The following is a 25,793-nucleotide window of genomic DNA, read 5'->3' as shown; positions in this document are numbered from 1 at the left end:
CAAAGTGTAACCAATTATAAGGCCCGGACCCTGCAAACCCCGTCCCCACCGGCTCAGTCGAGCCGTTTTTCCAGCAGCAGGCGATCCTCGCCTTGGCCGAAATAGTCGCGCTCCTCGGCCAGTTGCTGATAACCGAGTCGAAAGTAGAGGCGCTGGGCCGGATTGGCCGGATCCACCGTCAGTCTGACCCGCTCGATCCCCAGTTTCAGCAGTGACTGCTCCACCTGCAGCATCATGCGTTCGGCCAGGCCGAAGCCGCGCGCCTCCGGCAGCACCGCCAGCGACAGCAGCCAGCCCTGCGACCGATCCTGTCCCAGTCCACCCAGGGCATAGCCCAGCAGCCTGCCGTCCAGCTCGGCTACCAGCAGCAGCTCGGGCCACAGATCCATGGCCTGGCGGAAGAAGAAGCCGGGATAGACATCCTCCCCGAATACATTGACGTCGATCTGCCAGATGGCGTGCATGTCGGTGTGGCGCGCCACTCTCAAAACGGGGGGCTGGTGCATCCGGGCTCCTGTGATGTCGTACGTGCTGCCGGGCGGCAGTCAAAAAGGAGCCACAGGGTAGTGGGCCCGCCGGACTGATGCAAGCGGGTCTGGGTCATCGGGCGGCCCCGGCTCAGGGTGGCAGAGGGCGGCTGCCCGGCCGTTTGGGGGCCTTGCGGCGGCTGTCCAGCAGGTGGCACAGGGCCAGCCAGGGGTGATGCCACAGCATGCGCGGGCCGCTCCACTTCATCACCAGCTGGATCTGCTTGCGCATGGCCGGGGCATAGCAGTGGATGTGGCAGTTGGCACAGGTGGGCTTGTGGCCGTGACCATAGCGGCAGCGGCGCAGCCGCTGGTGGGCGAACTCCTGCAACTGCTGGCAGTGCCGGCAGGCGGGATCCTGGTGATGGTGGTCGCAGTAGAGGCGGATCATGGCGCTGACCGTCTGCTGCTCCCGCTTGAGCCTGGGGTGCATGGGCACCTGGTCGGCGCGGGCCGGGCGCGCGGGGTGGGAGTGATGGGTCGTCATGAGGGGCATTGTCCTGACCTGGGGCGGCGGGGTCTTGATACAGGTCAAACCGGCGGGCAAAAAAACAGGGCCCGCAGGCCCTGTTTTATCAGACAAGCAGAGTTGTCTGCACTTAGATGAGGTTGGTCGCCTGTTCCAGCCAGGCGAGATCTTCGCCCTCCAGCAGCGGGCTGAGACGGCGGTAGACCTCGACGTGGTACTCGTTGATCCAGCGGAACTCGGCCGGGCTCAACAGGCTGCGATCGATGAGGCGGGTATCGAACGGTACATAGGTCAGCCGCTCGAAGCCCAGCATCGGCAGTTCACCGATCTGCTCCTGCTCGGTGACCACCACCAGGTTCTCGCAACGGATGCCGAAGGCATCTTCCCGGTAGTAGCCGGGTTCGTTGGAGAGCACCATGCCCGGTTGCAGGGCCACCAGGCTGCCCTTGGGGGCGATGCGCTGCGGGCCTTCGTGCACGCTGAGGAAGTGGCCGACGCCGTGGCCGGTGCCGTGGTCGTAGTTGTAACCGGCCTGCCACAGCGGCATGCGGGCCAGCACGTCGAGCTGGATGCCGGCGGTGCCGCGCGGGAAGCGGGCCTGATCCAGCGCGATGTGACCCTGCAACACCCGGGTGAACATCGCCTTGTGCTCGTCGCTCAGCTCACCCACCTTGATGGTGCGGGTGATGTCGGTGGTGCCGTCCAGATACTGGGCGCCGGAGTCCACCAGATAGATGCTGTCCTGACCGAAGGTACGCGGGGTGCCGTTGGTGTGGCGGTAGTGGCACATGGCGGCGTTGGGGCCGAGCGCCGAGATGGTGTCGAAGCTCGGCTCCACATAGTGATCCTGCTCGCGGCGGAAGGCTTCCAGCTGGTCGGCCAGGGTGCCTTCATCCACGCCGTCGAACTCGCCGCTGGCGATCAGCCGATCCAGCCAGGCCAGGAAGCGGGTGACGGCGACACCGTCGCGCAGATGGGCGGCACGCATGCCGGCCAGCTCCACCTCGTTCTTGCACGCCTTCGGCAGCATGGTCGGGTCCTGACCGGCCACCAGGATGGCGCCCGCCTCTTCCATGACCAGCTGGGTCCAGGCGTTGGCGGTGTTGGGATCGGCCAGCACCTTCTGCTGATCCTCGCCGATGCGCTTGAGCACGTCACCCAGCTTGTCGATGGGGTAGACGGAGACATCCTGCCCCACGTGCTGGCTGAAGGCGAAGCAGTCGATCTTGTCGGTGTCGACGAAGAAATCCATGGTGGCGTTGGCGTAGAGCACCGCAAAGCCCAGCACCACCGGCAGCCGCTCCACGTCGCGACCGCGCAGGTTGAGCAGCCAGTTGATGGGCTCGGCCTGAGTCAGCAGCACAGCATCCAGCCCGCGCTTGCGCAGATCGCTGGCCAGCAGCTCGCGCTTGGCCTGGCTGGACTGGCCCGCCAGCGCCTCGCTGTAGAGGATGGCCGGATTCTTGGTGGGAGCGGGGCGATCGCTCCAGTGCAGATCGATGGGGTTCTGATCAACACGCACCAGCTCGATGCCGCGCTCGGTCAGGATCTCTTTGGCGTGTCGATACCAGGCCAGGCTGTGCAGGCGGGCATCGAAGCCGACCCGTGAACCGGCAGGCAGCTGCTCGGCCAGCCACTGCACGTGGGGATCTTCGTTCAGATGGAGAAACTCGAAGAGCTCGGCCGGTGCCTGCATGCGGGCCTGCACCGTGTAACGACCGTCGATGAACAGGGCCGCCCGCTGCGCCAGTATGATGGCGAGGCCGGCGGAGCCGTTGAAACCCGTGATCCAGTCCAGTCGCTCGGCGTAGGCGGGAATGTACTCCCCCAGGTGCTCGTCGTCATGGGGGACGATGAAGGCGTCCAGCTCCATCATGGCCAGTTCGGCCCTGACCTGGGCGACGCGGGTTTCAATAATCTCGAAATGATTCATGTCGTTAATGCCAGATTGTAGTGATGTGAGTGTTCAGTGGTTGTGGCCGCTGTCCAGGATCCGCTTGATGGACTGGCCAGCCGCCTCGATATGTTGCTTGAGCAGTACCACCGCCTCGTGCTTGCGGCGGGCACGGCACAGCTCCAGCAGCTGGGCGTGTTCCCGCTCCGCCTTGTCGACGCCATCGCTGGCGAACAGCAGCTCGAAGCGCACATAGCGGTCACAGCTCAGATTGATCTGGGCGATCAGCTCCAGTGCCTGGGGGCGGCCGGCGGCCTGATAGAGGGTGGCGTGAAAACTGTGGTTCAGTTCGGCCCAGTGTTCGATCTGGGTGCCCGACTCGAGGGCCTGGTCGAACTGGGCGAGGATCGCCTGCGCCTTGGCGAAGGTCTCCTCTGTCATCAGGTCGACGGCGTGGAACAGGGTATCGGCTTCCAGCAGGGCTCGCAAATAAAAGAGCTCCTCGATGGCCGCGGCGTCCAGCATGGTGACCACGGCGCCGCGATGGGCCTCGAATTTCACCAGTCCCTGAGCTTCCAGCTGCATCAGGGCCTCCCGCACCGGAATGCGGCTCACCGCCAGCTCCTTGGCGATGGCGTCCTGGCGCAGGGGGGCGCCGGCGGGAAACTCACCGCGCAGGATCCGGCCACGGAGGTTTTCCATCACCATTTGGGTACGGGTCTTGTAGGGTGGGGTCATGATCGGGTCACAGGGGAATCGTTACAAAATTGTATATTGTATAAAGTTGGGCTGAATCTAACGCGCAAGGGCCCACAAGGCAAGGTTTGGCGGGAGTCAAACGCCGCGCTCTGCTCAAAAAAATACCGGTCAGCTGGGCTGACCGGTATGAGATGGGTTGTGAACGGGGTCGCTGTTACAGCTGCGGACCCGCCGCTACCAGACGCTTGCCTTCGTCGTTGTCGGTGAAGCGCTCGAAGTTCTTGATGAAACGCTGGGCCAGATCCTGCGCCTTGGCATCCCACTCGGCCTTGTTGGCGTAAGTGTCGCGCGGGTCGAGGATCGCCGGGTTCACGTCGTGCAGGGCGGTCGGTACTTCCAGATTGAAGATCGGCAGCACCTTGGTCTCGGCCTTCTCGATGGAGCCATCCAGGATGGCGTCGATGATGGCGCGGGTATCCTTGATGGAGATGCGCTTGCCGGTGCCGTTCCAGCCGGTGTTGACCAGGTAGGCTTCCGCGCCTGCCGCTTCCATCCGCTTCACCAGCTCCTGACCGTACTTGGTCGGGTGCAGGGAGAGGAAGGCCGCACCGAAGCAGGAGGAGAAGGTCGGGGTCGGCTCTGTGATGCCGCGCTCGGTACCGGCCAGCTTGGCGGTGAAGCCAGACAGGAAGTGGTACTTGGTCTGCTCCTTGGTCAGCTTGGAGACCGGGGGCAGCACACCGAAGGCGTCGGCGGTCAGGAAGATCACCTTGGTGGCGTGACCCGCCTTGGAGACCGGCTTGACGATGTTCTCGATGTGATAGATGGGGTAGGAGACCCGGGTGTTCTCGGTCTTGGAGCCATCGTCGAAGTCGATGGTGCCGTCGGCCGCCACGGTCACGTTCTCCAGCAGCGCATCGCGACGGATGGCGTTGTAGATGTCCGGCTCGGCTTCCTTGGAGAGCTTGATGGTCTTGGCGTAGCAGCCCCCTTCGAAGTTGAACACGCCGTCGTCGTCCCAGCCGTGCTCGTCATCGCCGATCAGCTGACGCTTGGGATCGGTGGAGAGGGTGGTCTTGCCGGTGCCGGAGAGGCCGAAGAAGATGGCCACGTCGCCGTCCTGACCCACGTTGGCGGAGCAGTGCATGGAGGCGATGCCGCGCAGGGGCAGGAAGTAGTTCATCATGGAGAACATCCCCTTCTTCATCTCGCCACCGTACCAGGTGCCGCCGATGAGCTGGATCTTCTCGGTCAGGTTGAAGGCGACGAAGTTCTCGGAGTTGAGACCCTGCTCCTTCCAGTTCGGGTTGGTGCACTTGGCACCGTTCATCACCACGAAGTCCGGTTTGAAGGTTTTCAGCTCTTCATCGCTCGGGCGAATGAACATGTTTTTCACGAAGTGAGCCTGCCAGGCTACCTCGGTGATGATGCGCACGGCCAGGCGGGTGTCCGGGTTGGCACCGCAGAAGCCGTCCACCACGAACAGGCGCTTGCCGGAGAGCTGCTTGGTCACCAGGGATTTCAGATGTGACCACACTTCCGGGCTGATGGCTTTGTTATCGTTTTTACCCTGGTCAGACCACCACACAGTATTCTGGGTAGTGGCGTCTTTGACGATATATTTATCTTTCGGGGAGCGGCCGGTGAAGATGCCGGTATTGACATTGACGGCCCCCAGTTCGGTCACCACGCCGCGCTCGAACCCTTCCAGGTCGGCACGAGTCTCTTCCGCGAACAGCTGGTCGTAGGAAGGGTTGCGCAGGATTTCAGTGGAGTTCTTGATACCGTACTGGTCCAGTCCTAATTGTTGGGCCAGGGTGGGTTCTGCCACGATTGTCATTGTATTCTCCTGGGTTCAGAGGTTGGTAGGGTTCTATCTGGCGTTCATCCTATCACTTAGGTGGTAGAGTTTAGCGATCGCCATCAAACTTTATAAAATAGGGTATTTTTTTGTTATTTAAGTTAAAGGCGGGTTTTGCCCGCCTTCAATTAGTGTAACTTGTTTGCATCATTACCGGGAGCCCCGCTGAACAGGGTTTCGACATCGATCCCGTCAAATTCGTACTGGGCGCCACAATAATCACAGTGCATGCCGATCTTGCCGAGCTCCTGCACCATCTCCATTACCTCTTCCTTCTCGATCTGCAACAGGGCCCCTTCGCAACGCTCGCGGGAGCAGGTGCAGCGGAACTCGACCGCCTGCGGATCGAACACCCGCACCTTGTCCTGGTGGTAGAGACGGTAGAGGATCTCTTCCGCTTCCAGACCGAACAGCTCTTCATCCTTGATGGTGCTGGTGAGCTGGGTCAGGTGCTCGAAGTCGTTGCCGTGATCCTCGTTCTGGGCAGGTAGCTCCTGTAGCAGGATGCCGGCGGCACGCGGCGCGCCTTGGTGGTAGCCGGTGCGGATCCAGAGCTTGGTCGCCAGCTGTTCAGACTGGGTAAAGTACTGCTCCAGGCAGCCGGCCAGGGTGTCGGCGTCCAGCGCTATGATGCCCTGATAGCGTTCACCCTGCTCCGGGGTGATGGTGATGACCAGCTGGCCTTCCCCGATCAGGCTTTGCAGCTTGCCGTCGCTCGGCAGTTCACCCTCGTAGCGGGCCACGCCGCGCAGCTGCTGGTTGTTGTCGCCGTTGATGACGGCCAGCCGTACCGGGCCGTTGCCCTGCAGCTGTACCGTGATGGAGCCTTCGAACTTGAGGGTGGCGGTCAGCAGGCTGGTGGCGACCAGCAGTTCACCCAGCAGTTTTTGCACCTGTACCGGGTAGTTCTGAGCCTCCACCACGTGGCGGTAGGTGTGGTCCAGCTGGACCAGCTCGCCCCGGACTTCGTACTCTTCGAACAGATAGCGATACAGGAGATCTTGGTTACTCATCATGCATTCCTGGGTTCTTCGGTGGGGTAAATAGATAAAAACATTAATAAACAGGTGGTTAGGAACTTATTCCGCCATCTGTCGTCATAAAAGGGCCATCTTGGCGGGTCAATATTGCTTGACCTTGATCAGCTGGCGCCGCTCCTGCTTGTCGGGACGACGCTCGGGGCTCGGGGCAAACTGGCTGTTGAAGCGGCGTGCCTCGCTGTTTTCCGCCCGTCGTTTCAGGCTGGCCTCGGTCTCTTCATAGAGCTGCTGGGCCAGCGGGGCGGATTTGCGCTGCTCGCTCACCTCGAGCACCCGCACTTCCCGCTCGTCCTGGCCCTGCCAGAAACGAATGAGGGCGCCGACCTCGACATGCTTGCCCGGCTTGCTGCGCTGGCCGTTGTAGTGCACCTTGCCCCCTTCAATCTGGTCGCGGGCCAGGCTGCGGGTCTTGTAAAAACGTGCCGCCCACAACCACTTGTCGAGACGGACCTGGGTTGAGATTTCTGCGGGGTTCGGCATGAATCGACTCCGGAATGGCTGAAAGGGGTGCCTGATTATACCAGAGGCAGGCCCCGGGATAGAAACAGGGGGCCCAAGGGTGTGACGGAATGTCAATTTTCGCAGCTTACTCCCATCCGGTCGGTTGTCTCTGGGTCCATTGCCGTACACAATAGCCAACCGATTTGGATGCCAGAAAATATTGATAAACATGACGCTACCGTTCAGGGATGACTTGTTGAGCTCCCTTCTGGCCCGTTGTAAAACCGTGCCACTCTCCCGTTTCAGCCAGCCTCTGTTCTGGCTTCTGCTGCTGTTGCTGGCCCACCAGTGTGCCGGTCTCACCTGGCGTCTGCTGGATCTCGGCAGCCGCCCCGTCAGTCAACCCTGGCTGCCATCGGTGGTAGCCAGTCAGGGCCAGGGTTCAGACCGGCTCGATCTGAGCGGCGTCAGCCGGCTGGCGCTGTTCGGCAAGGCCAGGCAGCAGGCCCAGGCGGCCGATGTTGTCGCAGCCGATGCTCCCAAGACCCAGCTCAACGCCCAGCTCAATGGCGTGCTGGCGAGTTCGGATCCCGCCAAGTCCATCGCCATCATTGCCCACAACGGGCTGCAGAACTCCTATGGCATCGGTGACCTCATCGACGGCACCCAGGCCAAGATCCGCCAGGTATTTGCCGACCGTGTCATCATCGAGCGGGATGGGCGCGACGAGACCCTGATGCTGGACGGGGAGGAGTACGGCAAGCCGCTGCCCCAGCAGGGCAAGCAGGACGACAAGCTCTCCTCGGTACGCAACGAACTGATGGGCAACCCCGGCAAGATCACCGATTACCTCAATATTTCCCCGGTCCGGGTCGATGGTCGCATGGTCGGCTATCGCCTCAATCCGGGTCGCAATCCGGAACTGTTCAATCAACTCGGGCTGGTCGCCAACGACATGGCGGTCAGCATCAACGGGCTGGATCTGCGGGATAACGCTCAGGCCATGCAGGCGATGCAGCAGGTGGCTGGCGCAACGGAAATGACCGTCACCGTCGAGCGGCAAGGACAGCTCTACGACGTTTATGTCGGCTTGTCAGAATAATGAATTGGAGTAGCACCAAGAATGACAAATAAAGGGAAGGGCTGGCGTCTGGCCACCGTGGCCGCGGCGTTGATGATGGCAGGCTCAGCCTGGGCCACCGAATACTCCGCCAGCTTCAAGAATGCCGACATCGAAGAGTTCATCAACACGGTCGGCAAGAACCTGAACAAGACCATCATCATAGAGCCGTCGGTACGGGGCAAGATCAACGTCCGCAGCTATGACCTGCTCAACGAAGACCAGTACTACCAGTTCTTCCTGAGCGTGCTCGACGTCTATGGCTTCGCCGTGGTCCCGATGGACAACGGCGTGCTCAAGGTTGTGCGCTCCAAGGATGCCAAGACCTCCGCCATCCCGGTGGTGGACGAGAGCAACCCCGGCAGCGGCGACGAGATGGTGACCCGGGTCGTGCCGGTGCGCAACGTCTCGGTGCGCGAGCTGGCGCCGCTGCTGCGCCAGCTCAATGACAACGCCGGCGGCGGCAACGTGGTCCACTACGATCCCTCCAACGTGCTGTTGATCACCGGCCGCGCCGCCGTGGTCAACCGGCTGGTGGAAGTGGTGCGCCGGGTCGACAAGGCGGGCGACCAGGAAGTGGACATCGTCAAGCTGAAGTACGCCTCCGCCGGTGAAATGGTGCGGCTGGTGACCAACCTCAACAAGGACGGCAACAACCAGGGGGCCAACACCTCCCTGCTGCTGGCCCCCAAGGTGGTGGCCGACGAGCGCACCAACTCCGTGGTGGTGAGCGGCGAGCCCAAGGCGCGCGCCCGCATCATCCAGATGGTGCACCAGCTCGACCGTGACCTGCAGAGCCAGGGCAACACCCGGGTCTTCTATCTGAAATACGGCAAGGCCAAGGATCTGGTGGAGGTGCTCAAGGGCGTCAGCTCCAGCATCGAAGCGGACAAGAAGGGCGGCGCGGCGACCACCACAGGCGGTGGCGGTGCCAGCATCGGCGGTGGCAAGCTGGCCATCTCCGCCGACGAGACCACCAATGCGCTGGTGATCACCGCCCAGCCGGACGTGATGTCCGAGCTGGAGCAGGTGGTGGCCAAGCTCGACATCCGCCGTGCCCAGGTGCTGGTGGAGGCGATCATCGTCGAGATCGCCGATGGCGATGGCCTCAACCTCGGGGTGCAGTGGGCCAACACCAATGGCGGCGGCACCCAGTTCACCGACACCAACCTGCCCATCGGCTCGGTGGCCATCGCGGCCAAGGATTACAAGGACAACGGCAACACGGATGCGCTGTCCAAACTGGCCGGTGGCTTCGACGGCATGGCGGCCGGCTTCTACAAGGGCAACTGGGCCGCGCTGGTGACGGCCCTGTCGACCAACACCAAGAACGATATTCTCTCCACCCCGAGTATCGTCACCATGGACAACAAGGAAGCCTCCTTCAACGTCGGCCAGGAAGTGCCGGTGCAGAGCGGCTCCCAGAGCTCTACTACCAGCGATCAGGTGTTCAACACCATCGAACGCAAGACGGTGGGGACCAAGCTGGTGGTGACGCCGCAGATCAACGAGGGGGACTCCGTGCTGCTCAACATCGAGCAGGAGGTCTCCAGCGTGGCGCAGACCCAGGCGACCGGGACCGCCACTCTGGGCCCGACCTTCGATACCCGCACCATCAAGAACGCCGTGCTGGTGAAGAGTGGCGAGACAGTGGTGCTGGGCGGCTTGATGGACGAGAAGACCCAGGAGAAGGTCTCCAAGGTGCCGCTGCTGGGCGACATCCCGGTGCTGGGCTACCTGTTCCGCTCCACTAGCAATACCACCTCCAAACGCAACCTGATGGTGTTTATCCGGCCCACCATCTTGCGTGACTCCGACGTTTACAGCGGCATCTCCGGCAACAAGTACTCCCAGTTCCGCTCCGAACAACTGGATGCGGCGGCGCAGGAGGGGTACCTCACCTCGCCCAAGCGCCAGGTGCTGCCCCAGTACGGCCAGGACGTGACCATGTCGCCCGAGGTGCAGAAGCAGCTCCAGCAGACACAGTCAGCCCCGCAGACGAGCGGCGGATCCCAGCCATTCGTGGGTAACAAGTAATGGCGGCATACCAGCTGGATGGCGTCGACATGCCGGCAGCCCTACCCGAGCTGCCGTTTGCCTTCGCCCGCAACTTCGGCGTGATCCTGACCGAGCGGCAGGGGGCCCCGGTGCTGCTCTGCCGCCAGGGCGTGACGCCGCAAACCCTGCTGGAAGTACGGCGGGTGGCGGGTTGCGCCTTCACGGTGGAGCAGATGGACGGCGAGACCTTCGAAGAGCTGCTGATGGCCCACTACCAGCGCGACTCCTCCGAGGCGCGCCAGCTGATGGAGGATCTCGGCAACGAGATGGACTTCTTCGCGCTGGCCGAAGAGCTGCCCCAGAGCGAAGACCTGCTGGACGCCGACGACGACGCCCCCATCATTCGCCTCATCAACGCCATGCTGAGTGAGGCGATAAAAGAAGAGGCGTCCGACATCCACATCGAGACCTTCGAGCGCGCCCTGGTGATCCGGTTTCGCATCGATGGGGTGCTGCGGGAGATCCTGCGCCCCCATCGCAAGCTCGCCTCCCTGCTGGTGTCGCGCATCAAGGTCATGTCGCGGATGGACATCGCCGAGAAGCGGGTGCCGCAGGATGGCCGCATCTCGTTGCGCATCGGCGGCCGGGCGGTGGACGTGCGGGTCTCCACCATGCCGTCCAGCTATGGCGAGCGGGTGGTGCTGCGTCTCTTGGACAAAAACAACGTGCGCCTGGAGCTCAAGCAGCTCGGCATGACGCTGGCCAACCGCAACATCATCAGCGAACTCATTCGCAAGCCTCACGGCATCATTCTGGTGACGGGCCCGACCGGTTCGGGCAAGTCGACCACCCTCTACGCGGCCCTCTCCGAGATCAACTCGCGGGATCGCAACATCCTGACCGTCGAAGACCCCATCGAATATGACCTCGAAGGGGTGGGCCAGACCCAGGTCAACAGCAAGGTGGACATGACCTTCGCCCGCGGCCTGCGCGCCATCCTGCGTCAGGATCCGGACGTGGTGATGGTGGGGGAAATCCGTGACCTCGAGACCGCCCAGATCGCGGTGCAGGCGTCGCTGACCGGTCACCTGGTGATGTCGACCCTGCACACCAACACCGCCATCGGCGCCATCACCCGGATGCGGGACATGGGCATCGAGCCCTTCCTGCTCTCCTCCTCACTGCTGGCGGTACTGGCCCAGCGGCTGGTGCGCACCCTCTGCCCCGATTGCCGCGCCCCGCGCCCCATTACCGAGCAGGAGCGCCTCGCCATGGGCATCGAGCTGGCGCCTGATCAGCAGGTGTGGCGGCCGGTGGGCTGCGAGCAGTGCAACCACACCGGCTATCGCGGCCGGACCGGCATCCACGAGCTGGTGGTGGTGGACGAGGCGGTACGCGAGGCGATTCATAGCGCCAGCGGCGAGCTGGCCATCGAGCGACTGATCCGGGGTCACACCCCCAGCATCCGCCGCGACGGCATCGACAAGGTGCTCAAGGGGCAGACCAGCCTCGAAGAGGTGCTGCGCGTGACCCGGGAAGACTGAGATGGCGGCATTTGAATACAAGGCCCTCGATGGCAAGGGTCGCAACAAGAGCGGCGTACTGGAGGGGGATTCCGCCCGTCAGGTACGCCAGCTGTTGCGCGAGCAGGGGCTGACCCCGCTCGAGGTGAACGAGACCACCGAGAAGGCCAAGCGCGAGGCGAACCGCTTCGTGTTGTTCCGCCGTGGTGCCAGCACCGCCGAGCTTGCGATGATCACCCGCCAGCTGGCGACCCTGGTGGGGGCCGGCCTCACCATCGAAGAGGCGCTCAAGGCCGTCGCCGAGCAGTGCGAGAAGGCCCACCTGCGCAGCATGGTGGCCACGGTGCGCAGCAAGGTGGTGGAGGGCTATTCGCTGGCCGATTCGCTGGGGGCTTTCCCCCATGTGTTCGATCAGCTGTTCCGCTCCATGGTGGCGGCCGGCGAGAAGTCCGGTCACCTGGAGAAGGTGCTCAACCGCCTCGCCGACTACACAGAGCAGCGTCAGCACATGCGCACCAAGCTGCTGCAGGCGATGATCTACCCCATCGTCCTCACCTGCGTCGCCATCGGCGTCATCTCCATCCTGCTCACCGCCGTGGTGCCCAAGGTGGTGGCCCAGTTCGAGCACATGGGCCAGCAACTGCCGGCCACCACCCGCTTCCTCATCGGTACCAGCGAGCTGATGCAGCACTACGGCCTCTGGTTCCTGTTGCTGCTGCTGGTGGGCGGCTTTGTCTGGCGCTGGTGGCTGACCGACGACAAGCGTCGCCGTCACTGGCACCAGGTGATCCTGCGCCTGCCGGTGATCGGTCGGGTCAGCCGTGGGCTCAACACCGCCCGTTTCGCCCGCACCCTGAGCATCCTCAATGCCAGCGCCGTGCCGCTGCTGGAGGGGATGAAGATCTCCGGCGAAGTGCTCTCCAACGACTTTGCCCGCATGCGCATCGGTGAGGCCACCGAGCGGGTGCGGGAGGGGACCAGCCTGCGCAAGTCGCTGGATGAAACCAAAATTTTTCCGCCCATGATGCTGCACATGATCGCCTCCGGCGAGCAGAGCGGCGAGCTCGACAACATGCTGGAGCGGGCGGCGGACAACCAGGATCGGGAGTTCGAAACCCAGGTGAACATCGCCCTCGGGGTGTTCGAACCCATGCTGGTGGTCTCCATGGCCGGGGTGGTGCTGTTTATCGTGATGTCGATCCTGCAGCCGATCCTCGAGCTCAACAACATGGTGAATTTGTAAGGTTCGGACGTTCGAATACGCTTCGCTATTCGAACCTACCAATCCAATCGACCTCGTCGGTTCGATTAGCCGACAGGCGTCATCGAGCGATCGCGGTTTAACAATCAATCGTCGATGGTTCATGCCATCTCATCTGTGAGGGAGTCAAAGTAATGCAAAAGCGTCGTCAATCGGGTTTTACCCTGCTGGAAGTGATGGTGGTCATCGTGATCCTGGGGATCCTGGCCAGCCTGGTGGTGCCCAACCTGATGGGCAACAAGGAGAAGGCTGACCAGCAGAAAGCGGTCTCCGACATAGTGGCGCTGGAAAACGCCCTCGACATGTACAAGCTGGACAACAACCGCTACCCGACCACCGAGCAGGGGCTGGACGCGCTGGTCAACAAGCCGACCGCCGCACCTGAGCCGCGCAGCTACCGGGAAGGGGGCTACATCAAGCGCCTGCCGCAGGATCCCTGGGGCAACCCGTACCAGATGCTGAGCCCGGGCCAGTTCGGCAAGATCGACATCTTCTCCATGGGGCTGGATGGCGAAGCCGGTACCGATGACGACATCGGCAACTGGAACCTGAAGGATTTCCAATAAGTGATCCCGCCGCGTCGCGCTCACCGAGACATGCCGAGGCTGCCTGAATGAAGGTGGCCTCTTCTGCCCGTCGCCAGGCCGGTTTTACCCTGCTGGAAGTGTTGCTGGTGGCCATGTTGATGGGTCTGGTGGCCACTGCCGTCACCCTCAGCATGGGCGGCGCCAGGGGGGATCGGGAGCTCGACAAGCAGGCGCGCCGCTTCATGGCCGTGCTGCAGCAGGCGCAGGAGTACTCGGTGATGGATGGCCGGCTGGTGGGCCTGCGGGTGGAGGACAACGGCTGGCAGTTCATGCAGCGCGCGGCCAAGGATCGCAAGTGGCAGGTGATGAGCGGCGACAAGCTGCTGGATCGGGTCGAGCTGCCCGACAACATGCAGCTGGCCATCGAGCTCGAGGGCTTCAGCTGGCGGACCGACTCCGACGAGAAGTACGAGAAGGGGCGCGACGAGAAGGAGCGCACGCCCCAGGTGTTCATCTTTCCCGGTGGCGAGCTGACCCCCTTCGTGCTGACCCTGACCCAGCAGGACGACGATCAGCGCTATGTGCGCACGGTCAAGGCGGACGAGTTCGGCCGCCTGCGCCTGCTGCAGGACGAGGAGGAAGAGGAATGAACGCCCGCGGCATGACCCTGCTGGAAGTCATGGTGGCGCTGGCGGTGTTTGCCATCGCCGGGCTGGCGGTGATGAAGACCGCCAGCGAGCACCTCTCCGGCCTCAACTATCTGGAACAGAAGACCCTGGCGACCTGGGTGGTGGAGAACCAGCTGGTGCAGCAGAAGCTCGAAGCCAAGTGGCCCGGTGACAGCTGGGTGGAGGGGGACGAGCAGATGGCGGGCCAGACCTGGTACTGGCGCTATCGCGGCGTCGCCACTGCCGACAGCAACTTCAAGGCGCTGGACATGGAAGTGCGTACCGCGCCCAAGGCCGACAGCCCGGTGGCCATGATCCGGACCTATATCAGCCGATGAACCTGCATCAAGGTGTCTCCATAAGCCGGAGCCGGCATCAGCCGATGAACATTCACCAACGTCTCTCCATTAGCCGGCGTCAGGCGGGGTTTACCCTGCTGGAGATGCTGGTGGCCATCGCCATCTTCGCCGGCCTGAGCCTGGGCGCCTATCAGGTGCTGCAAGGAGTGCTCACCAGCGACGAGGTGGCCAAGCGCAAGGAGGCGCGTCTCTCCGAGCTGCAGCTGGCCTTCTCCGTGCTGGAGCGGGACGTCACCCAGATGGTGCCGCGCAGCGGCCGCATCGACGGCGAGAGCAACAAGGTGCTGCTGGCGGCCTCCCGCTTCGGTCAGCAGAGCGACGACTGGGGTATGGCCTTCATGCGCGGCGGCTGGCTCAACCCCGATGGCATGCTGCCGCGCTCCGGCCTGCAGCGGGTCGGTTGGCGGCTCAAGGATCACAAGCTGGAGCGGCTGAGCTACCTCTACCCGGATCCGGTGATCGGCACCGAGCCGCGCATTCAGCCGATGCTGGATCGGGTGACGGCGCTGCGACTCTACTTCTACGACAAGGGCAGTTGGAAAGAGGAGTGGACCCAGCGCAACGTGCTGCCCTACGGGTTGGCGGTAGAGCTGGATCTTGAAGACTATGGAACCATTCGCCGCCAGTTCCTGATCGGCGCCGGCGGCCAGCGAGCGGACAATGGCAATTAAGCGCGGCCGGGGCCGATCCCGCACCACTCCGGGCCGCCAGGGGGGCATGGCCCTGCTGGTGGTGCTGCTCATCCTGTCGGTGATGGTGATCATCGCCAGCAACATGAGCGGCCGCCTGCAGCTGGAGCTGCGCCGCACCGCCAACCTCACCGCCGGCAAGCAGGCTTGGTGGTATGCCATGTCGGCGGAGGCGCTGGTGAGCAAGGTGCTGGCCCAGGATTTCAAGGATGACCCCAACGTGGTCAGCCTGGGGCAGAACTGGGCGCGCCAGGATGCGGTCTTCCCGGTGGATGACGGCAAGCTCACCGGCCGGGTGCGAGACCTGCAATCCTGCTTCAACCTCAACAGCCTGAGCGTGCCGTTGAAGGACGGGATCAGCGGCGACGATCTGGAGAAGCAGCCCTATCCGGTCAAGGTGTTCAAGGCGCTGCTCAAGCAGCTCGAGGTGGAAGATTACGAGGCGGTGCAGTTGACCGATGCCATCCGCGACTGGACCGACAAGGATACCGTGCTGGTGTCGAGCTACGGCGCCGAGGATGCCTATTACGAAGGGCTCACCCCCCCTTATCTGACCGCCAACCAGTGGATGCTCGGCACCGACGAGCTGCGGGCGGTGCGCGGGGTGAGCGCCAAACTTTATGCCCGGCTGGCGCCCTATGTGTGCGCCCTGCCCAACGACAAGCTGGTGGTGAACGTCAACACCATCCGGCCGGAGCAGTCGGCCCTGCTGGTGGCGCTCTATCTGGACAAGGTGGGGCTGGACGATGCCAAGCGGGTGCTGACCAGCCGTCCCCAGAAGGGGTGGAAGAACAAGAAGGAGATGACGGACCAGATGCCGGTGCAGGTGGGCAACATCCAGGGACTGGATGCGGCGCTGGACGTCAAGAGCAGCTATTTCGAAGCCAGGCTGCTTGCCGAGGTGGGTGACACCCGGGCCAGGCTGGAGAGCGTCTTCGTGCGCGGCAAGGACAACAAGCTGGTGATGCTGCGCCGTCTGAACGGCGGCGCCGAATAACAAGGGAGGCGGGTGACGGTCGTTGGCCGGCCCGCGCCATCCCCCGATTGGACTGCAGCCCATGGCTGCGCGCCCGCCCATCCCGAGGGATGCGAGCGAGCATGGCAGGAGAGACATTAGTGAGCGAGAGTCTGGTCATCCGTCTGGGGACCAATGCGCAGCAGCCGGTCGAGTGGCTGGTGTGGTCGGGCGGGGAGGAGGAGGTGATCGCCTCCGGTACCCTGGCCTCGGCCCATGCCCTTGGCGAGCTGCAGGAGCGGGCCGGTGGCCGCCCGGCGGTGGTGCTGGTGCCCGGCAGCGATCTTATCTTCCGGCGGGTGAGCCTGCCGGGCAAATACAGCCGCCAGAGTGCGGCCGCGCTTCCCTATCTGCTGGAGGAGCAAATCGCCTCCGACGTGGATGAGCTGCACCTGGTGGTGCTGGGCCATCAGGGTCACGAGGTGGACCTGATGGCGGTCGACAAGGAGAAGATGCAGACCTGGCTTGGCTGGCTGGATCAGGCCGGTCTCAAGAGCCGGCAGCTGCTGCCGGACGTGCTGGCGCTGCCGCAGGCGACCGACGGCTGGTCGGCGCTGCAGCTGGGCAAGGAGTGGCTGCTGCGCCAGGGGCCCTGTCAGGGCATCGTCGCCGACGAGCCGCTGCTGGCCATGTTGCTGGCGGCGGAGCCGGCGCCGGTGACCATTCACAGCCATACCCCGCCGCCGGCCATTGCGGCGGCCAGCTGGCAGGCGGCCGATCCCGAGCTGCCCATGCTGCTGCTGGCCCGGGGCGCGCTCGCCAGTCAGGCCAACCTGCTGCAGGGGCCCTACCGGCCGCAGACCGAATACTCCCGCTACTGGCAGCAGTGGCGCAAGGTAGCGGTGGTGGCCGGGGCGCTGCTGGTGGTGGCGTTTGCCCAGCGCGGCGTGCAGCTCTACCAGCTGGCGGAGCAGGACAAGGCGCTCAAGGCGGAGATCCGGCAGGTCTACACCCGGATCTTCCCGGGGGAGAGCCGCATCGTCAACGTGCGCAGCCAGATGACCCAGCACCTCCAGCAACTGGGGCAGACGCCCCAGGACGGGGTGTTGATGGTGCTGACCGAGTTGGCACCCACCTTTGCCGAAGTGCCCGGCCTCAAGCCAGAGGTGCTGCGTTTCGACGCGGCTCGCGGCGAGCTCAGGTTGCAGGTGACGGCCCCCGGTTTTGCCGAGATCGAGCGTTTTCGCGAGCTGGCCGGCAAGCGCTTCGAGGTGCAGCAGGGAGAGGTGCGCAGCACCGAAGGCAAGGTCGAAGGGGCACTGGTGCTGAAGGGTAAATCATCATGATGGACAAACTACAAGGCTGGTGGCGGAGCATCAGCGCCCGCGAGCAGCGGCTGGTGGCGGTGGGTGGCAGCGTACTGTTGATCGGCTTCTGCTACTGGGTCATCTGGCAGCCCATCGGCAACCGCATCGACGAGCGCGAGCGGCAGGTATTGAGCCAGCAGCAGACCCTCGCCTGGCTGAAAGAGAAGGGTGAAGAGGTGCTGGCGCTGCAGGGTGGCCAGGGCCGCCAGCTCGATACCAGTGGCACCCTGGAAGGGGTGGTCAACCGCACCGCCTTCAACCAGAAGATCAAGATTGCCCGGCTGCAGCCCCAGGGCCAGGAGCTGCAGGTATGGATCGACACGGTGGCGTTCGATGATCTACTGATCTGGCTGGCGACCCTGGCGGATCGCCATGGCGTGCAGGTGCAGGTGATCGAGCTGGCCAGCGAGAATCTGGCGCCCGGTCTGGTCAAGGTACGCCGCTTGCAACTGAGCCGTCCCCAATGAAACCACGCGTCCCGAGCAGGGCCCCGCGCCTGATCGGGCGTTTGCAGTCGAGTCGTTTTCTATGAAGCAAAGAGTGCTGATTGCCGTGCTGTTTCTGGCGGCCTATCTGGTTTTCCTGCTGGCCAAGCTGCCAGCCTCTCTGGTGGTGCGCCATCTGCCGCTGCCGCCCCTGGTGCAGCTGGAAGGGGTGAGCGGCACCCTCTGGAATGGCCAGGTTGCCCGCCTGCAATACGCCAGCGAGTCGCTGACCCAGCTGCGCTGGGAGCTCAATGGCTGGTCGCTGCTGCGCTTTGCCCCTGAGGTCTCCCTGCGCTTTGGCGAGCGCAGCGGCCTCAATGGGCAGGGGGTGGTTGGCTGGAGCGGGGCCGCTTTTGGCCGCGACATCACCCTCAACGTGCCGGCCCCCTGGCTGTTGGCGCGGGTGCCGATGCAACTGCCCGTGCCGGTGACCGTGGCTGGCCAGCTGCAGCTCAAGCTGGATCAGTTTGCCCAGGGCAACCCCTGGTGCGACAACCTCTACGGCAACCTCTACTGGTACGGGGCCGATGCCGATACCCCGGCCGGCAAGCTGGTGCTGGGGGATCCCGAGATCAAGCTGACCTGCATCGACTCCCGGCTGGTGGCCGAGCTCAAGCAGGGCTCGGAGGCGGTACAGGTACAGGGCAAGCTGGAGCTGCAGGCCAATCGCCAGTACCTGTTCCAGGGCACGTTGAAACCCGGGCCCGAGCTGCCGGAGCAGATGAAGCAGGGGCTACCCTTCCTTGGCCAGCCCGATGGTCAGGGGCGCTTCCCGCTGCGCTACCAGGGCCGCATCTGACGGCTTGTTGTCTGATCTGGCATGCATCAACACCACCCCGCCCCGGCGGGGTGGTGTCGTTATGGGGCCGCGGCGGCCGGCGCCGTGATGAGGTGATTGAGGAAGAAGCGGAACAGCTCGGCCCGTGAGCGCAGGTGCAGCTTGGCGTAGAGGTGCTTGCGATGATTCTTCACCGTGCCGCTGCCGATGCCAAGCGCTCCGGCAATGGCCTCGGTATCGAGCCCCTGCAACAGCAATCCCGCCACCTGACGCTCGCGGCGGGTGAGGCTTGCGCCCCCCACGCTGGCGATGGCCTGCTCCACGGTCGCCTTGAGATCGGCGCCACCCGGTAGCATCGGGCTCTGGGCCAGCAACGCGGCTCCCTCCCGCCAGTGCTGGCGGCACAGCGAATGCACCAGCGGAAACAGCGCATCCAGTCGGGCCAGTTCGTCACGACTGAGGGAGCTGCGCTTGTCGAGGCGGCCCAGAAACAGCATCAGGGTGAGGCCGTCCCGTACCGGCAGGATCAGCCCCACCTCCTCCTGCCAGCCGGTGGCCTGATAGAAGTGGTGGCGATACTCGGGGTCGAGCCGCCCCTGCGACACCTGTGCCAGGGTCCAGACCCCGGCCCCCTGCCCCTGTTCCAGCGCCTGCATAAAGGGATCCTGGTTGAAGTGGCGGGTGAGGTAGCGATCGAACAGCAGCGCCCGCTGGTAGTGCAGGTTGTCATAGAGGTAGACGGGGCGCTGTCCCACCCCGAGCAGCAGGGCGCAGTCGAACGCCACCTGCTGCTGGATCAGGCGCACCAGGGCTGCCGGGAAGCCGCTGTCATGCAGGGCATCGACGACGGCGGTGAGGTTCGTGGTCAGCGAATCTGCGGTGAGGGGTTGGGTCATGGCGATAAGTTCCGGATGGCGGGCAGGCTCCCCGCGATGGTCGTGCAATGGTCACACGATAGCTGGATGCTAGCACGAGAGTGGCAAAACTGTCCCCTAGGGGACATATTCGGTGCAGGCCAGAGCGGCGAGGATGTGGCCTTTTCCCCCTGCTGTTGGAGACTCCATGATCAACCCCCACCTGCTCGATGAGCTGACCCGACGTGGCCTGGTGGCCCAGAATTCCGACCCGGTGGCGCTGCGCGATCATCTAGCCACCCCGCGCACCGTCTACTGCGGGTTCGATCCCACCGCCGGCAGTCTGCACATCGGCCATCTGGTGCCACTGCTGATGCTGCGCCGCTTCCAGCTGGCGGGCCACACCCCGGTGGCGCTGGTGGGCGGTGCCACTGGCCTTATCGGCGATCCCAGCTTCAAGGCGACCGAGCGCAACCTCAACAGCGCCGAGACGGTGCAGGGCTGGGTGGCCAGCCTGTCGGCCCAGATAAAAGTGCTGCTGCCGGCCAGCGAAGGGCTGGCGGCGCCGCTGCTGGTCAACAACGCCGACTGGATGGGGCAGATGTCCGCCCTCGATTTTCTGCGCGACATCGGCAAGCACTTCTCGGTCAACGCCATGCTGGCCCGCGAGTCAGTGCGCCAGCGCCTCGCCCGCCCGGATCAGGGCATCTCGTTCACCGAATTCTCCTACGCTCTGCTGCAATCCCAGGACTTTACCGTGCTCAACCAGCGCCTCGGCTGCACCCTGCAGATCGGCGGCAACGACCAGTGGGGCAACATCACCAGCGGCATGGATCTCACCCGCCGCCTCCATCAGGCCCAGGTCTATGGCATGACCCTGCCGCTCATCACCAAGGCGGACGGCACCAAGTTCGGCAAGACCGAGGGGGGCGCAATCTGGCTCGATCCGGCGCTCACCTCGCCCTACGCCTTCTACCAGTTCTGGCTTGGCACCGCGGACGAGGATGTCTACCGCTTCCTGCGCTACTACAGCTTTATGCCGCTGACCGAGATTGAGGCGCTGGAAGTGGAGGATGCCACGCGGCAGGGGCGCAAGCTGGCCCAGCAGGTGCTGGCCGAGGAGCTGACCGAGCTGGTGCACGGCAAGGGGGCGCTGGCGGCGGCGCGGCGCATCAGCGAGCTGTTGTTCAGCGGTGACGTGGCCCGCCTTGGCGAGAGCGATCTGGCCCAGCTGGCCCAGGATGGCCTGCCGAGCAGCCCCATCGAGGGGGAAACGGATCTGGTGACCTTGCTGGTGGAGTGCGGCCTGGCGAACTCCAGGCGCATCGCTCGCGAGCTGCTGGCGGCGGGGGCGGTCAGCCTCAACGGTGCGATCCGCCAGGATGGGCCAGTGACCGACGGCGACTGGCTGTTCGGCCGCTATCTGCTGCTGCGCCGGGGCAAGAAGCAGTACCACCTGGTGATCCGCTCATGAGGGGGTGAGCGCCTCGATGACGTAGTCGAGGAAGTGGCCGACCAGGGCCGACTCGGCCCGGCGCTGGGTGTAGAGGGCATAGAAGCCGGTCCCCTTGGGACGGTAGTCGGGCAGCACCTCGCGCACCACCCCCTCGGCCAGCTCGGCCGCCACCAAGTAGCGCGGCAGGCGGGCGATCCCCAGCCCCTGGCGCATCGCCTGGTGGATCGCCTTCTTGCTGCTGAAGGCCAGCTCGCCTGCCACTTCCAGCGGGATCTCGCGCCCCTGGGCAAGCAGGGTCCAGCGCTCGTGGCGGCTGTACTCCTGGCAGCGGGTGATGAGGGGGTGCTGCTGCAGATCCTGCGGCTCGCGCAAGGGCGGGTGGTGGTCCAGGTAGTCGGCGCTGGCGCAGAGCACCAGATCGTCCACCGCGATGGGGCGCGCCAGATAGGGCTGGCTGCCAAGCTCGGTGCTGCGAAACGCCACGTGCAGGTTGTCGCGCAGCAGGTCGGCCGGGGTATTGCTGAAGTCGGCGATGATCCGCACCTCGGGGTGGTCGGCGCGAAAGCGCAGCAGCACCGGGGTCAGCACCACCTCGCCCCACAGATCCGGCGCCGTGATGCGCAGCTCCCCGCACAGGGCCGAGCGGCGGCGCTGCAGGCCGTCCAGCAGCTGCTCGTGCAGGGCGATCATCTGGTCAGCCTGGCGGTAGGCGAGCTCCCCGGCGTCGGTCAGCTGCACCCGGCGGGTGGTGCGGCTCAGGAGCGTGTTGCCGAGGCTCTGCTCCAGGTGGCGCAGATCCTTTGAGGCCTTGCTCGGGGTGATGCCGAGCTGGGCCGCCGCCGCGGCGAAGGATCCGCAGCGGACGATGGCGACCAGCAGGCGCATCAGGTAGAGGGTGTCGAGCTTGTGGTGACTCATGTGTGGCGGCCTATTGCGTCCTGGTGGGAATGAATGCCTTGCTTGTGCACCTGATTATATCCTGAATGCCCGGGATTATAGTGGCGACATTCCATTGCGATCCCGGGAGAGGGTGATGAACAAGGCACTTGGCGACAGCTTCCACTTCGAACGGGCCGGATTGCGGCTCAAGAACCGGGCCGTGCTGGCCCCTTTGACCCACAACATGAGCGGCGCCGGCGGCGATCCCGCTCAGGCCGAGCTCGACTGGCTGGCGCGCTGCGCCCGGGGTGGTTTCGGCCTGCTCATCGCCGCCGCTACCCAGGTACAGCCCGGCGGACGCTGCTGGGCGGGGCAGCCGGCCCTGATGACCGACGCCCAGCAGCAGGCCTTCACGGCCCTGGCCGACAGTGCGCGGCAGGCCGGGGCGCTGGCGGTGGTGCAGCTGCATCACGGCGGGATGCGGGCCCTGCCCGAACTGAACGACGGGGCGCCGGTCGGCCCGTGCGCGCTGGCGCCGGGTGGACGCTACCCGCTCGGGGTCAAGGGGCTGAGTGAGGAGGGAATTCTTACGCTGATCGAGGCCTTCGTGGGCGCCGCCGAGCGGGCCCATGGCGCCGGCCTGCACGGGGTCGAGCTGCACGCCGCCCACAACTTCCTGCTCTGCAACTTCCTCAACCCCCTGCACAACCGGCGTACCGACCGCTGGGGCGGCAGCATAACCAACCGGGCGCGGATCCTGGTGGAGATAGTGCGCGGCATCCGCGCCCGCCTGCCCCGGGACTTTCTGGTCGGGGTGCGCCTCTCCCCCGAAAACTATGCCCATATCCAGGGCATAGAGCTGCCCCATCAGCTGGCGGTGGCGCACCTGCTGGCGGACGAGGGGATCGACTACCTGCACTTCTCCATGGGGGACAGCTTCAAGGCGGTGGCGGGGGATCCCGATGGCGGCGCCCTGCTGGAGGCGGTGCGGGTCGGGTTGGCCGGGCGGGTACCGCTCATGGTGGCGGGCAAGATCCACGACGCCGCCTCGGCCGAGCTGGCTCTGGCCGGCGGCGCCGACCTGGTAGCGGTGGGCACGGCGGCTATCGGCAATCCGGACTGGATGGAACGGGTGAGCCGCGGCCTGCCCCTGCAGCGCGCCCCCTTCACGGCGGCGCACCTCGCCGAGATCGGCTTCACCCCGAGCGCCCTCGACTACCTGGCCGGCATGGGGGTGCTGGCCCCGCGCGACGCGGCCTGAGGGCTTTAATCAGCGGACTGGCTGCTGAGCCGATATGACAAGGCCCTCGCGATGAGGGCCTTGAGCGTATCAGGTGCCGAGCGGCAACAGCTCGGCGTAGTCGCGGATCGCCGGGAAGGCGGTGATGCGCTGCTCGGGCTGCCGGCTGTCCGGATTCTGGATGGCGAGCTGGTAGCCGATGCCGTAATCGGCGGCGGCGCACAGGATCCGCTCGCTGTCATCCACGAACAGGGTGCGGGCCGGGTCGAACGCCAGCCGCTCGGCCAGCGCCTGCCAGCAGTGCTGGCTCTCCTTCGACCAGCCCAGCTCGTGGGTGCTCACCATCAGATCGAGGTGCTCGGCGAGGCCGAGGTGCGCATCCTTGACCGACAGGCTGGCAGGGTGGGCATTGGTGAAGAGCACCAGCTGCTTGCCGGCGGCCTTGAGCGCGGCCAGGAAGGGGATGACGTTGGGGCGCCACTGGATCTTCTCCAGGATCTCCTGCTTGAAGGTGCGGATGTCGAGCCCGAGCGTCTCGCTCCAGTAATCCACGCAGTACCAGTCGAGGGTGCCGCTGACGGCCTGGTAGTGCGCCTCGATCTGCACTCTGGCCTCGGCCAGCGGCAGGCCGAGTCGCTCGGCATAGCGCTCGGGGACCAGCTGTTGCCAGAGGTGGTTGTCAAAATGGAGATCGATCAGGGTGCCATCCATATCGAGCAGGACAGTGTCTATCTGGTGCCAGGGCAGTGGGGTCGGCATGGGGCCTCGGTGGTCGGGTCGAAACGGGCGGGCATTATAACGGATTTTTCCCGCCGCTTTCCCACCCTTGCCCCGTGGTGTTCGGGAGGGGAGTCGTTTACTCTTGAAACACGATTTTTTAACGAGCAGCCAGCCCCGATGAGTGATCACCACCAACGCAAACCCGTCCACCTCAGCGTCGACACCATGGCGCACGACAAGAGCAAGCCGGAGATCCTCAAGGCCGAGATCGTGGCCGAGAGCCGGCTGTTCAAGGTGGAGTCGCTCCACCTCAAGTTTTCCAACGGCGAGGAGCGGGTCTACGAGCGGATGCGTGGCGGCAACCGGGGCGCCGTCATGGTGGTGCCCTTGTTCGATGCCCACACCCTGCTGCTGGTGCGCGAGTACGCGGCGGGCACCCACTCCTACGAGCTGGGCTTTCCCAAGGGGCTGATCGACCCGGGTGAAGATGCCCTCGAGGCGGGCAACCGGGAGCTGATGGAGGAGGCGGGCTTTGGGGCCAACAGCCTGACCCTGCTCAAGCAGGTGTCGCTGGCGCCGGGCTACTTCTCCAGCCGGATGGACATCTTGCTGGCGCGGGATCTCTTCCCCGAGCAGCGGGTGGGTGACGAGCCCGAGCCCCTCGAGGTGATCCCCTGGCCGCTGAACCGGATCGACGAATTGCTGGCGCGCCCCGACTTCACCGAGTCGCGCAGCATCAGTGCGCTGCTGCTGGCCCAACGCTGGCTGGCGGAGCAGGCAGAGTAGCCCGCAGGGGCAGTTTGAATACAGAGGATGACAAGATGCAGGAGTTGTTGGCCTGGGTGCCGGGGGTCAAGGAGATCGCGCGCGAAGCGGGCCGGATCCTTCACGAAATCTATCACGGCGGTCAGTTCGAGCGTCAGCTGAAGGAGGATGCGACCCCGGTCACCAGTGCCGATCTTGCTGCCGATGCCTACCTCAAACAGGCGCTGTCGGCGCTCACTCCCCACGTGCCCGTGCTGACCGAAGAGGCGGCCGACATCCCCTTCAGTCAGCGCGCCAACTGGCGCCAGTACTGGCTGGTGGATCCCCTCGATGGCACCGGCGAATTCATCGCCGGCAGCGGCGACTTCGCCACCCTGATCGCCCTGGTGCAGGACAATGTGCCGGTGCTCGGTGTCATCTATGCCCCCGAGTCTGACGTGCTCTACTGGGCGGTGCGCGGCCATGGCGCCTTCAAGGAGGCGAACGGCGAGGTGCACCCCATCAGTGCCATGCACCACGAACACGATCAGCCCGATTCGCTGGTGGTGGCCATCAGCCGCCGCCAGAAGCTGGAGAACCTGACCCGCCGCCTCAACCCGGCTATCAACTACGAGCTGATCCCGCTCGGCTCCAGCTCCCTCAAGTCCTGTCTGGTGGCGGAAGGGGCGGCCGACTGCTACGTGCGGCTCGGCCCTACCGGCGAGTGGGACACTGCCGCCGCCCAGTGCATCGTCGAGGCGGCCGGTGGCCGCATCCTCAGCCTGGCGCTGCAGCCGCTGCGCTACAACGAGACGGAGTCGCTGGAGAACCCGGACTTCATCGTGATGGGAGATCCGGATCTCGCCTGGGGCAGCATCCTGGCTCACTGAGCGGGTGAATATCTTATCGTTGACGGCAATCAGGCGGCCCCATGGCCGCCTGATTGCATGGTGTGATCCGCTGGTTTCATCGGGGATGAACAGGAATATCCGCTGGCAAAGCGCGGGAATGACAGTGAATCATCACAAGAGAGGGCGGCGGAATGGCACGATTTTTCAGGTAATTCTGCAAACGATCATTTGGCCAAAATAAAAAATTGACCATGAATGAAAATTTGGTTTTAAATTTCACTAAATTGACTTAATTTAGTTTTACTCATTTATGTGATCCCGATTCCATTCCCAATCTCACTGGCTGAAGCCCGTAATGGTAGTGATATGTTTCAGGGGGGATTTTTGA

At 64.4% G+C, this 25,793-nt stretch carries 26 protein-coding genes; 16 read left to right on the top strand and 10 right to left on the bottom strand.

What is annotated here, in order from left to right; genetic code table 11:
- Positions 1–53: 53 nt before the first annotated feature.
- From G5134_RS00970 to hslR, 7 genes are all read right to left on the bottom strand, one after another.
- Positions 54–506: a GNAT family N-acetyltransferase gene (locus tag G5134_RS00970; protein ID WP_065018359.1), complete on the bottom strand. Its 453-nt coding sequence runs from the start codon at positions 504–506 to the stop codon at positions 54–56.
- A gap of 112 nt (positions 507–618) precedes the next feature.
- Positions 619–1,014, bottom strand: a complete 396-nt coding sequence (locus tag G5134_RS00965; RefSeq protein WP_065018358.1) for a nitrous oxide-stimulated promoter family protein — start codon at positions 1,012–1,014, stop codon at positions 619–621.
- Between the two features lie 112 nt (positions 1,015–1,126).
- A complete protein-coding gene (locus G5134_RS00960; protein ID WP_065018357.1) occupies positions 1,127–2,929 on the bottom strand; it encodes an aminopeptidase P family protein in 1,803 nt (600 codons plus the stop codon).
- A 33-nt stretch (positions 2,930–2,962) separates the two neighbouring features.
- Complete coding sequence (locus G5134_RS00955; protein WP_017783592.1) at positions 2,963–3,628, bottom strand: GntR family transcriptional regulator; 666 nt, start codon at positions 3,626–3,628, stop codon at positions 2,963–2,965.
- A 175-nt stretch (positions 3,629–3,803) separates the two neighbouring features.
- Positions 3,804–5,429 (bottom strand): phosphoenolpyruvate carboxykinase (ATP), encoded by a 1,626-nt coding sequence (gene pckA, locus G5134_RS00950; protein ID WP_017765220.1) that lies wholly within the window; start codon positions 5,427–5,429, stop codon positions 3,804–3,806.
- Positions 5,430–5,578: 149 nt separating this feature from the next.
- Entirely contained in the window at positions 5,579–6,463 is an 885-nt protein-coding gene (hslO, locus tag G5134_RS00945; RefSeq protein WP_065018356.1) for an Hsp33 family molecular chaperone HslO, read from the bottom strand.
- Between the two features lie 108 nt (positions 6,464–6,571).
- The gene (hslR, locus tag G5134_RS00940) at positions 6,572–6,970 is read right to left on the bottom strand and encodes a ribosome-associated heat shock protein Hsp15 (protein ID WP_065018355.1); all 399 of its coding nucleotides are present in this window, start codon (positions 6,968–6,970) and stop codon (positions 6,572–6,574) included.
- A 214-nt stretch (positions 6,971–7,184) separates the two neighbouring features.
- Here hslR and exeC point away from each other — a divergent pair, with 214 nt between their 5' ends.
- The 12 genes from exeC to exeN all read left to right on the top strand — a co-directional run bounded on the left by exeC (position 7,185) and on the right by exeN (position 18,682).
- Positions 7,185–8,033: a GspC family type II secretion system variant ExeC gene (gene exeC, locus G5134_RS00935; RefSeq protein ID WP_306729678.1), complete on the top strand. Its 849-nt coding sequence runs from the start codon at positions 7,185–7,187 to the stop codon at positions 8,031–8,033.
- 21 nt (positions 8,034–8,054) lie between these two features.
- Positions 8,055–10,088: a GspD family T2SS secretin variant ExeD gene (gene exeD / locus G5134_RS00930; RefSeq protein WP_065018353.1), complete on the top strand. Its 2,034-nt coding sequence runs from the start codon at positions 8,055–8,057 to the stop codon at positions 10,086–10,088.
- Positions 10,088–11,593 (top strand): GspE family T2SS ATPase variant ExeE, encoded by a 1,506-nt coding sequence (gene exeE, locus G5134_RS00925; protein ID WP_065018352.1) that lies wholly within the window; start codon positions 10,088–10,090, stop codon positions 11,591–11,593. The genes exeD and exeE overlap by 1 nt, the downstream gene beginning before the upstream one ends.
- Position 11,594: 1 nt before the next feature.
- Positions 11,595–12,815 (top strand): GspF family T2SS innner membrane protein variant ExeF, encoded by a 1,221-nt coding sequence (exeF, locus tag G5134_RS00920; protein ID WP_005308480.1) that lies wholly within the window; start codon positions 11,595–11,597, stop codon positions 12,813–12,815.
- 152 nt (positions 12,816–12,967) lie between these two features.
- The gene (exeG, locus tag G5134_RS00915) at positions 12,968–13,399 is read left to right on the top strand and encodes a GspG family T2SS major pseudopilin variant ExeG (RefSeq protein ID WP_005308483.1); all 432 of its coding nucleotides are present in this window, start codon (positions 12,968–12,970) and stop codon (positions 13,397–13,399) included.
- Between the two features lie 47 nt (positions 13,400–13,446).
- The gene (gene exeH / locus G5134_RS00910; RefSeq protein ID WP_017765227.1) at positions 13,447–14,010 is read left to right on the top strand and encodes a GspH family T2SS minor pseudopilin variant ExeH; all 564 of its coding nucleotides are present in this window, start codon (positions 13,447–13,449) and stop codon (positions 14,008–14,010) included.
- Positions 14,007–14,366 carry a GspI family T2SS minor pseudopilin variant ExeI gene (gene exeI, locus G5134_RS00905; protein WP_005308487.1) on the top strand — a complete coding sequence of 120 codons (360 nt, stop codon included), beginning with the start codon at positions 14,007–14,009 and terminating at the stop codon, positions 14,364–14,366. The genes exeH and exeI overlap by 4 nt, the downstream gene beginning before the upstream one ends.
- A 44-nt stretch (positions 14,367–14,410) precedes the next feature.
- Positions 14,411–15,058, top strand: coding sequence for a GspJ family T2SS minor pseudopilin variant ExeJ (exeJ, locus tag G5134_RS00900; protein WP_024942324.1), 648 nt, complete (start codon positions 14,411–14,413; stop codon positions 15,056–15,058).
- Positions 15,048–16,073: a GspK family T2SS minor pseudopilin variant ExeK gene (gene exeK, locus G5134_RS00895; RefSeq protein WP_017780398.1), complete on the top strand. Its 1,026-nt coding sequence runs from the start codon at positions 15,048–15,050 to the stop codon at positions 16,071–16,073. Before exeJ ends, exeK begins: the two co-directional genes overlap by 11 nt.
- Positions 16,074–16,192: 119 nt before the next feature.
- Positions 16,193–17,377: a GspL family type II secretion system protein ExeL gene (gene exeL, locus G5134_RS00890; protein ID WP_017783585.1), complete on the top strand. Its 1,185-nt coding sequence runs from the start codon at positions 16,193–16,195 to the stop codon at positions 17,375–17,377.
- A complete protein-coding gene (gene exeM, locus G5134_RS00885; RefSeq protein ID WP_005308496.1) occupies positions 17,374–17,865 on the top strand; it encodes a GspM family type II secretion system protein ExeM in 492 nt (163 codons plus the stop codon). Before exeL ends, exeM begins: the two co-directional genes overlap by 4 nt.
- Positions 17,866–17,926: 61 nt before the next feature.
- Complete coding sequence (exeN, locus tag G5134_RS00880; RefSeq protein WP_024942326.1) at positions 17,927–18,682, top strand: GspN family type II secretion system protein ExeN; 756 nt, start codon at positions 17,927–17,929, stop codon at positions 18,680–18,682.
- Between the two features lie 59 nt (positions 18,683–18,741).
- On the opposite strand, the gene G5134_RS00875 is transcribed toward exeN, so the two are convergent.
- The gene (locus tag G5134_RS00875; RefSeq protein ID WP_065018351.1) at positions 18,742–19,557 is read right to left on the bottom strand and encodes a helix-turn-helix transcriptional regulator; all 816 of its coding nucleotides are present in this window, start codon (positions 19,555–19,557) and stop codon (positions 18,742–18,744) included.
- A 166-nt stretch (positions 19,558–19,723) separates the two neighbouring features.
- Here G5134_RS00875 and tyrS point away from each other — a divergent pair, with 166 nt between their 5' ends.
- Entirely contained in the window at positions 19,724–20,989 is a 1,266-nt protein-coding gene (gene tyrS / locus G5134_RS00870; protein WP_065018350.1) for a tyrosine--tRNA ligase, read from the top strand.
- Here the strand turns inward: tyrS and G5134_RS00865 are convergent.
- The gene (locus G5134_RS00865) at positions 20,984–21,889 is read right to left on the bottom strand and encodes a LysR family transcriptional regulator (protein ID WP_017787454.1); all 906 of its coding nucleotides are present in this window, start codon (positions 21,887–21,889) and stop codon (positions 20,984–20,986) included. The two genes, tyrS and G5134_RS00865, sit on opposite strands and share 6 nt — an antisense overlap.
- Positions 21,890–22,004: 115 nt before the next feature.
- On the opposite strand from G5134_RS00865, the gene G5134_RS00860 reads away from it, so the two are divergent.
- Complete coding sequence (locus tag G5134_RS00860; protein ID WP_065018349.1) at positions 22,005–23,111, top strand: NADH:flavin oxidoreductase; 1,107 nt, start codon at positions 22,005–22,007, stop codon at positions 23,109–23,111.
- Between the two features lie 69 nt (positions 23,112–23,180).
- Here the strand turns inward: G5134_RS00860 and yrfG are convergent, their stop codons facing one another.
- Entirely contained in the window at positions 23,181–23,849 is a 669-nt protein-coding gene (yrfG, locus tag G5134_RS00855; RefSeq protein ID WP_065018348.1) for a GMP/IMP nucleotidase, read from the bottom strand.
- 138 nt (positions 23,850–23,987) lie between these two features.
- Here yrfG and nudE point away from each other — a divergent pair, with 138 nt between their 5' ends.
- Together nudE and cysQ are read left to right on the top strand one after the other, a co-directional pair.
- Positions 23,988–24,596, top strand: a complete 609-nt coding sequence (nudE, locus tag G5134_RS00850) for an ADP compounds hydrolase NudE (protein ID WP_054544019.1) — start codon at positions 23,988–23,990, stop codon at positions 24,594–24,596.
- Between the two features lie 35 nt (positions 24,597–24,631).
- Positions 24,632–25,444, top strand: a complete 813-nt coding sequence (gene cysQ / locus G5134_RS00845; protein ID WP_005308514.1) for a 3'(2'),5'-bisphosphate nucleotidase CysQ — start codon at positions 24,632–24,634, stop codon at positions 25,442–25,444.
- Positions 25,445–25,793 lie beyond the last annotated feature (349 nt).

The sequence above is a fragment of the Aeromonas sp. 600276 genome, assembly GCF_049175815.1.
Classification (GTDB): domain Bacteria; phylum Pseudomonadota; class Gammaproteobacteria; order Enterobacterales; family Aeromonadaceae; genus Aeromonas; species Aeromonas dhakensis.
Note: the sequence above shows the minus strand (reverse complement) of the source record. Positions and strands in the feature narration are given on the sequence as shown.

Excerpts from the sequence above, each read along its gene's own strand:
- G5134_RS00970 (WP_065018359.1), bottom strand. The coding sequence starts at position 506 with ATGCACCAGCCCCCCGTTTTGAGAGTGGCGCGCCACACCGACATGCAC.
- G5134_RS00965 (WP_065018358.1), bottom strand. The coding sequence starts at position 1,014 with ATGACGACCCATCACTCCCACCCCGCGCGCCCGGCCCGCGCCGACCAG.
- G5134_RS00960 (WP_065018357.1), bottom strand. The coding sequence starts at position 2,929 with ATGAATCATTTCGAGATTATTGAAACCCGCGTCGCCCAGGTCAGGGCC.
- G5134_RS00955 (WP_017783592.1), bottom strand. The coding sequence starts at position 3,628 with ATGACCCCACCCTACAAGACCCGTACCCAAATGGTGATGGAAAACCTC.
- pckA (WP_017765220.1), bottom strand. The coding sequence starts at position 5,429 with ATGACAATCGTGGCAGAACCCACCCTGGCCCAACAATTAGGACTGGAC.
- hslO (WP_065018356.1), bottom strand. The coding sequence starts at position 6,463 with ATGAGTAACCAAGATCTCCTGTATCGCTATCTGTTCGAAGAGTACGAA.
- hslR (WP_065018355.1), bottom strand. The coding sequence starts at position 6,970 with ATGCCGAACCCCGCAGAAATCTCAACCCAGGTCCGTCTCGACAAGTGG.
- exeD (WP_065018353.1), top strand. The coding sequence starts at position 8,055 with ATGACAAATAAAGGGAAGGGCTGGCGTCTGGCCACCGTGGCCGCGGCG.
- exeE (WP_065018352.1), top strand. The coding sequence starts at position 10,088 with ATGGCGGCATACCAGCTGGATGGCGTCGACATGCCGGCAGCCCTACCC.
- exeF (WP_005308480.1), top strand. The coding sequence starts at position 11,595 with ATGGCGGCATTTGAATACAAGGCCCTCGATGGCAAGGGTCGCAACAAG.
- exeG (WP_005308483.1), top strand. The coding sequence starts at position 12,968 with ATGCAAAAGCGTCGTCAATCGGGTTTTACCCTGCTGGAAGTGATGGTG.
- exeH (WP_017765227.1), top strand. The coding sequence starts at position 13,447 with ATGAAGGTGGCCTCTTCTGCCCGTCGCCAGGCCGGTTTTACCCTGCTG.
- exeI (WP_005308487.1), top strand. The coding sequence starts at position 14,007 with ATGAACGCCCGCGGCATGACCCTGCTGGAAGTCATGGTGGCGCTGGCG.
- exeJ (WP_024942324.1), top strand. The coding sequence starts at position 14,411 with ATGAACATTCACCAACGTCTCTCCATTAGCCGGCGTCAGGCGGGGTTT.
- exeK (WP_017780398.1), top strand. The coding sequence starts at position 15,048 with ATGGCAATTAAGCGCGGCCGGGGCCGATCCCGCACCACTCCGGGCCGC.
- exeM (WP_005308496.1), top strand. The coding sequence starts at position 17,374 with ATGATGGACAAACTACAAGGCTGGTGGCGGAGCATCAGCGCCCGCGAG.
- exeN (WP_024942326.1), top strand. The coding sequence starts at position 17,927 with ATGAAGCAAAGAGTGCTGATTGCCGTGCTGTTTCTGGCGGCCTATCTG.
- G5134_RS00875 (WP_065018351.1), bottom strand. The coding sequence starts at position 19,557 with ATGACCCAACCCCTCACCGCAGATTCGCTGACCACGAACCTCACCGCC.
- tyrS (WP_065018350.1), top strand. The coding sequence starts at position 19,724 with ATGATCAACCCCCACCTGCTCGATGAGCTGACCCGACGTGGCCTGGTG.
- G5134_RS00865 (WP_017787454.1), bottom strand. The coding sequence starts at position 21,889 with ATGAGTCACCACAAGCTCGACACCCTCTACCTGATGCGCCTGCTGGTC.
- G5134_RS00860 (WP_065018349.1), top strand. The coding sequence starts at position 22,005 with ATGAACAAGGCACTTGGCGACAGCTTCCACTTCGAACGGGCCGGATTG.
- yrfG (WP_065018348.1), bottom strand. The coding sequence starts at position 23,849 with ATGCCGACCCCACTGCCCTGGCACCAGATAGACACTGTCCTGCTCGAT.
- nudE (WP_054544019.1), top strand. The coding sequence starts at position 23,988 with ATGAGTGATCACCACCAACGCAAACCCGTCCACCTCAGCGTCGACACC.
- cysQ (WP_005308514.1), top strand. The coding sequence starts at position 24,632 with ATGCAGGAGTTGTTGGCCTGGGTGCCGGGGGTCAAGGAGATCGCGCGC.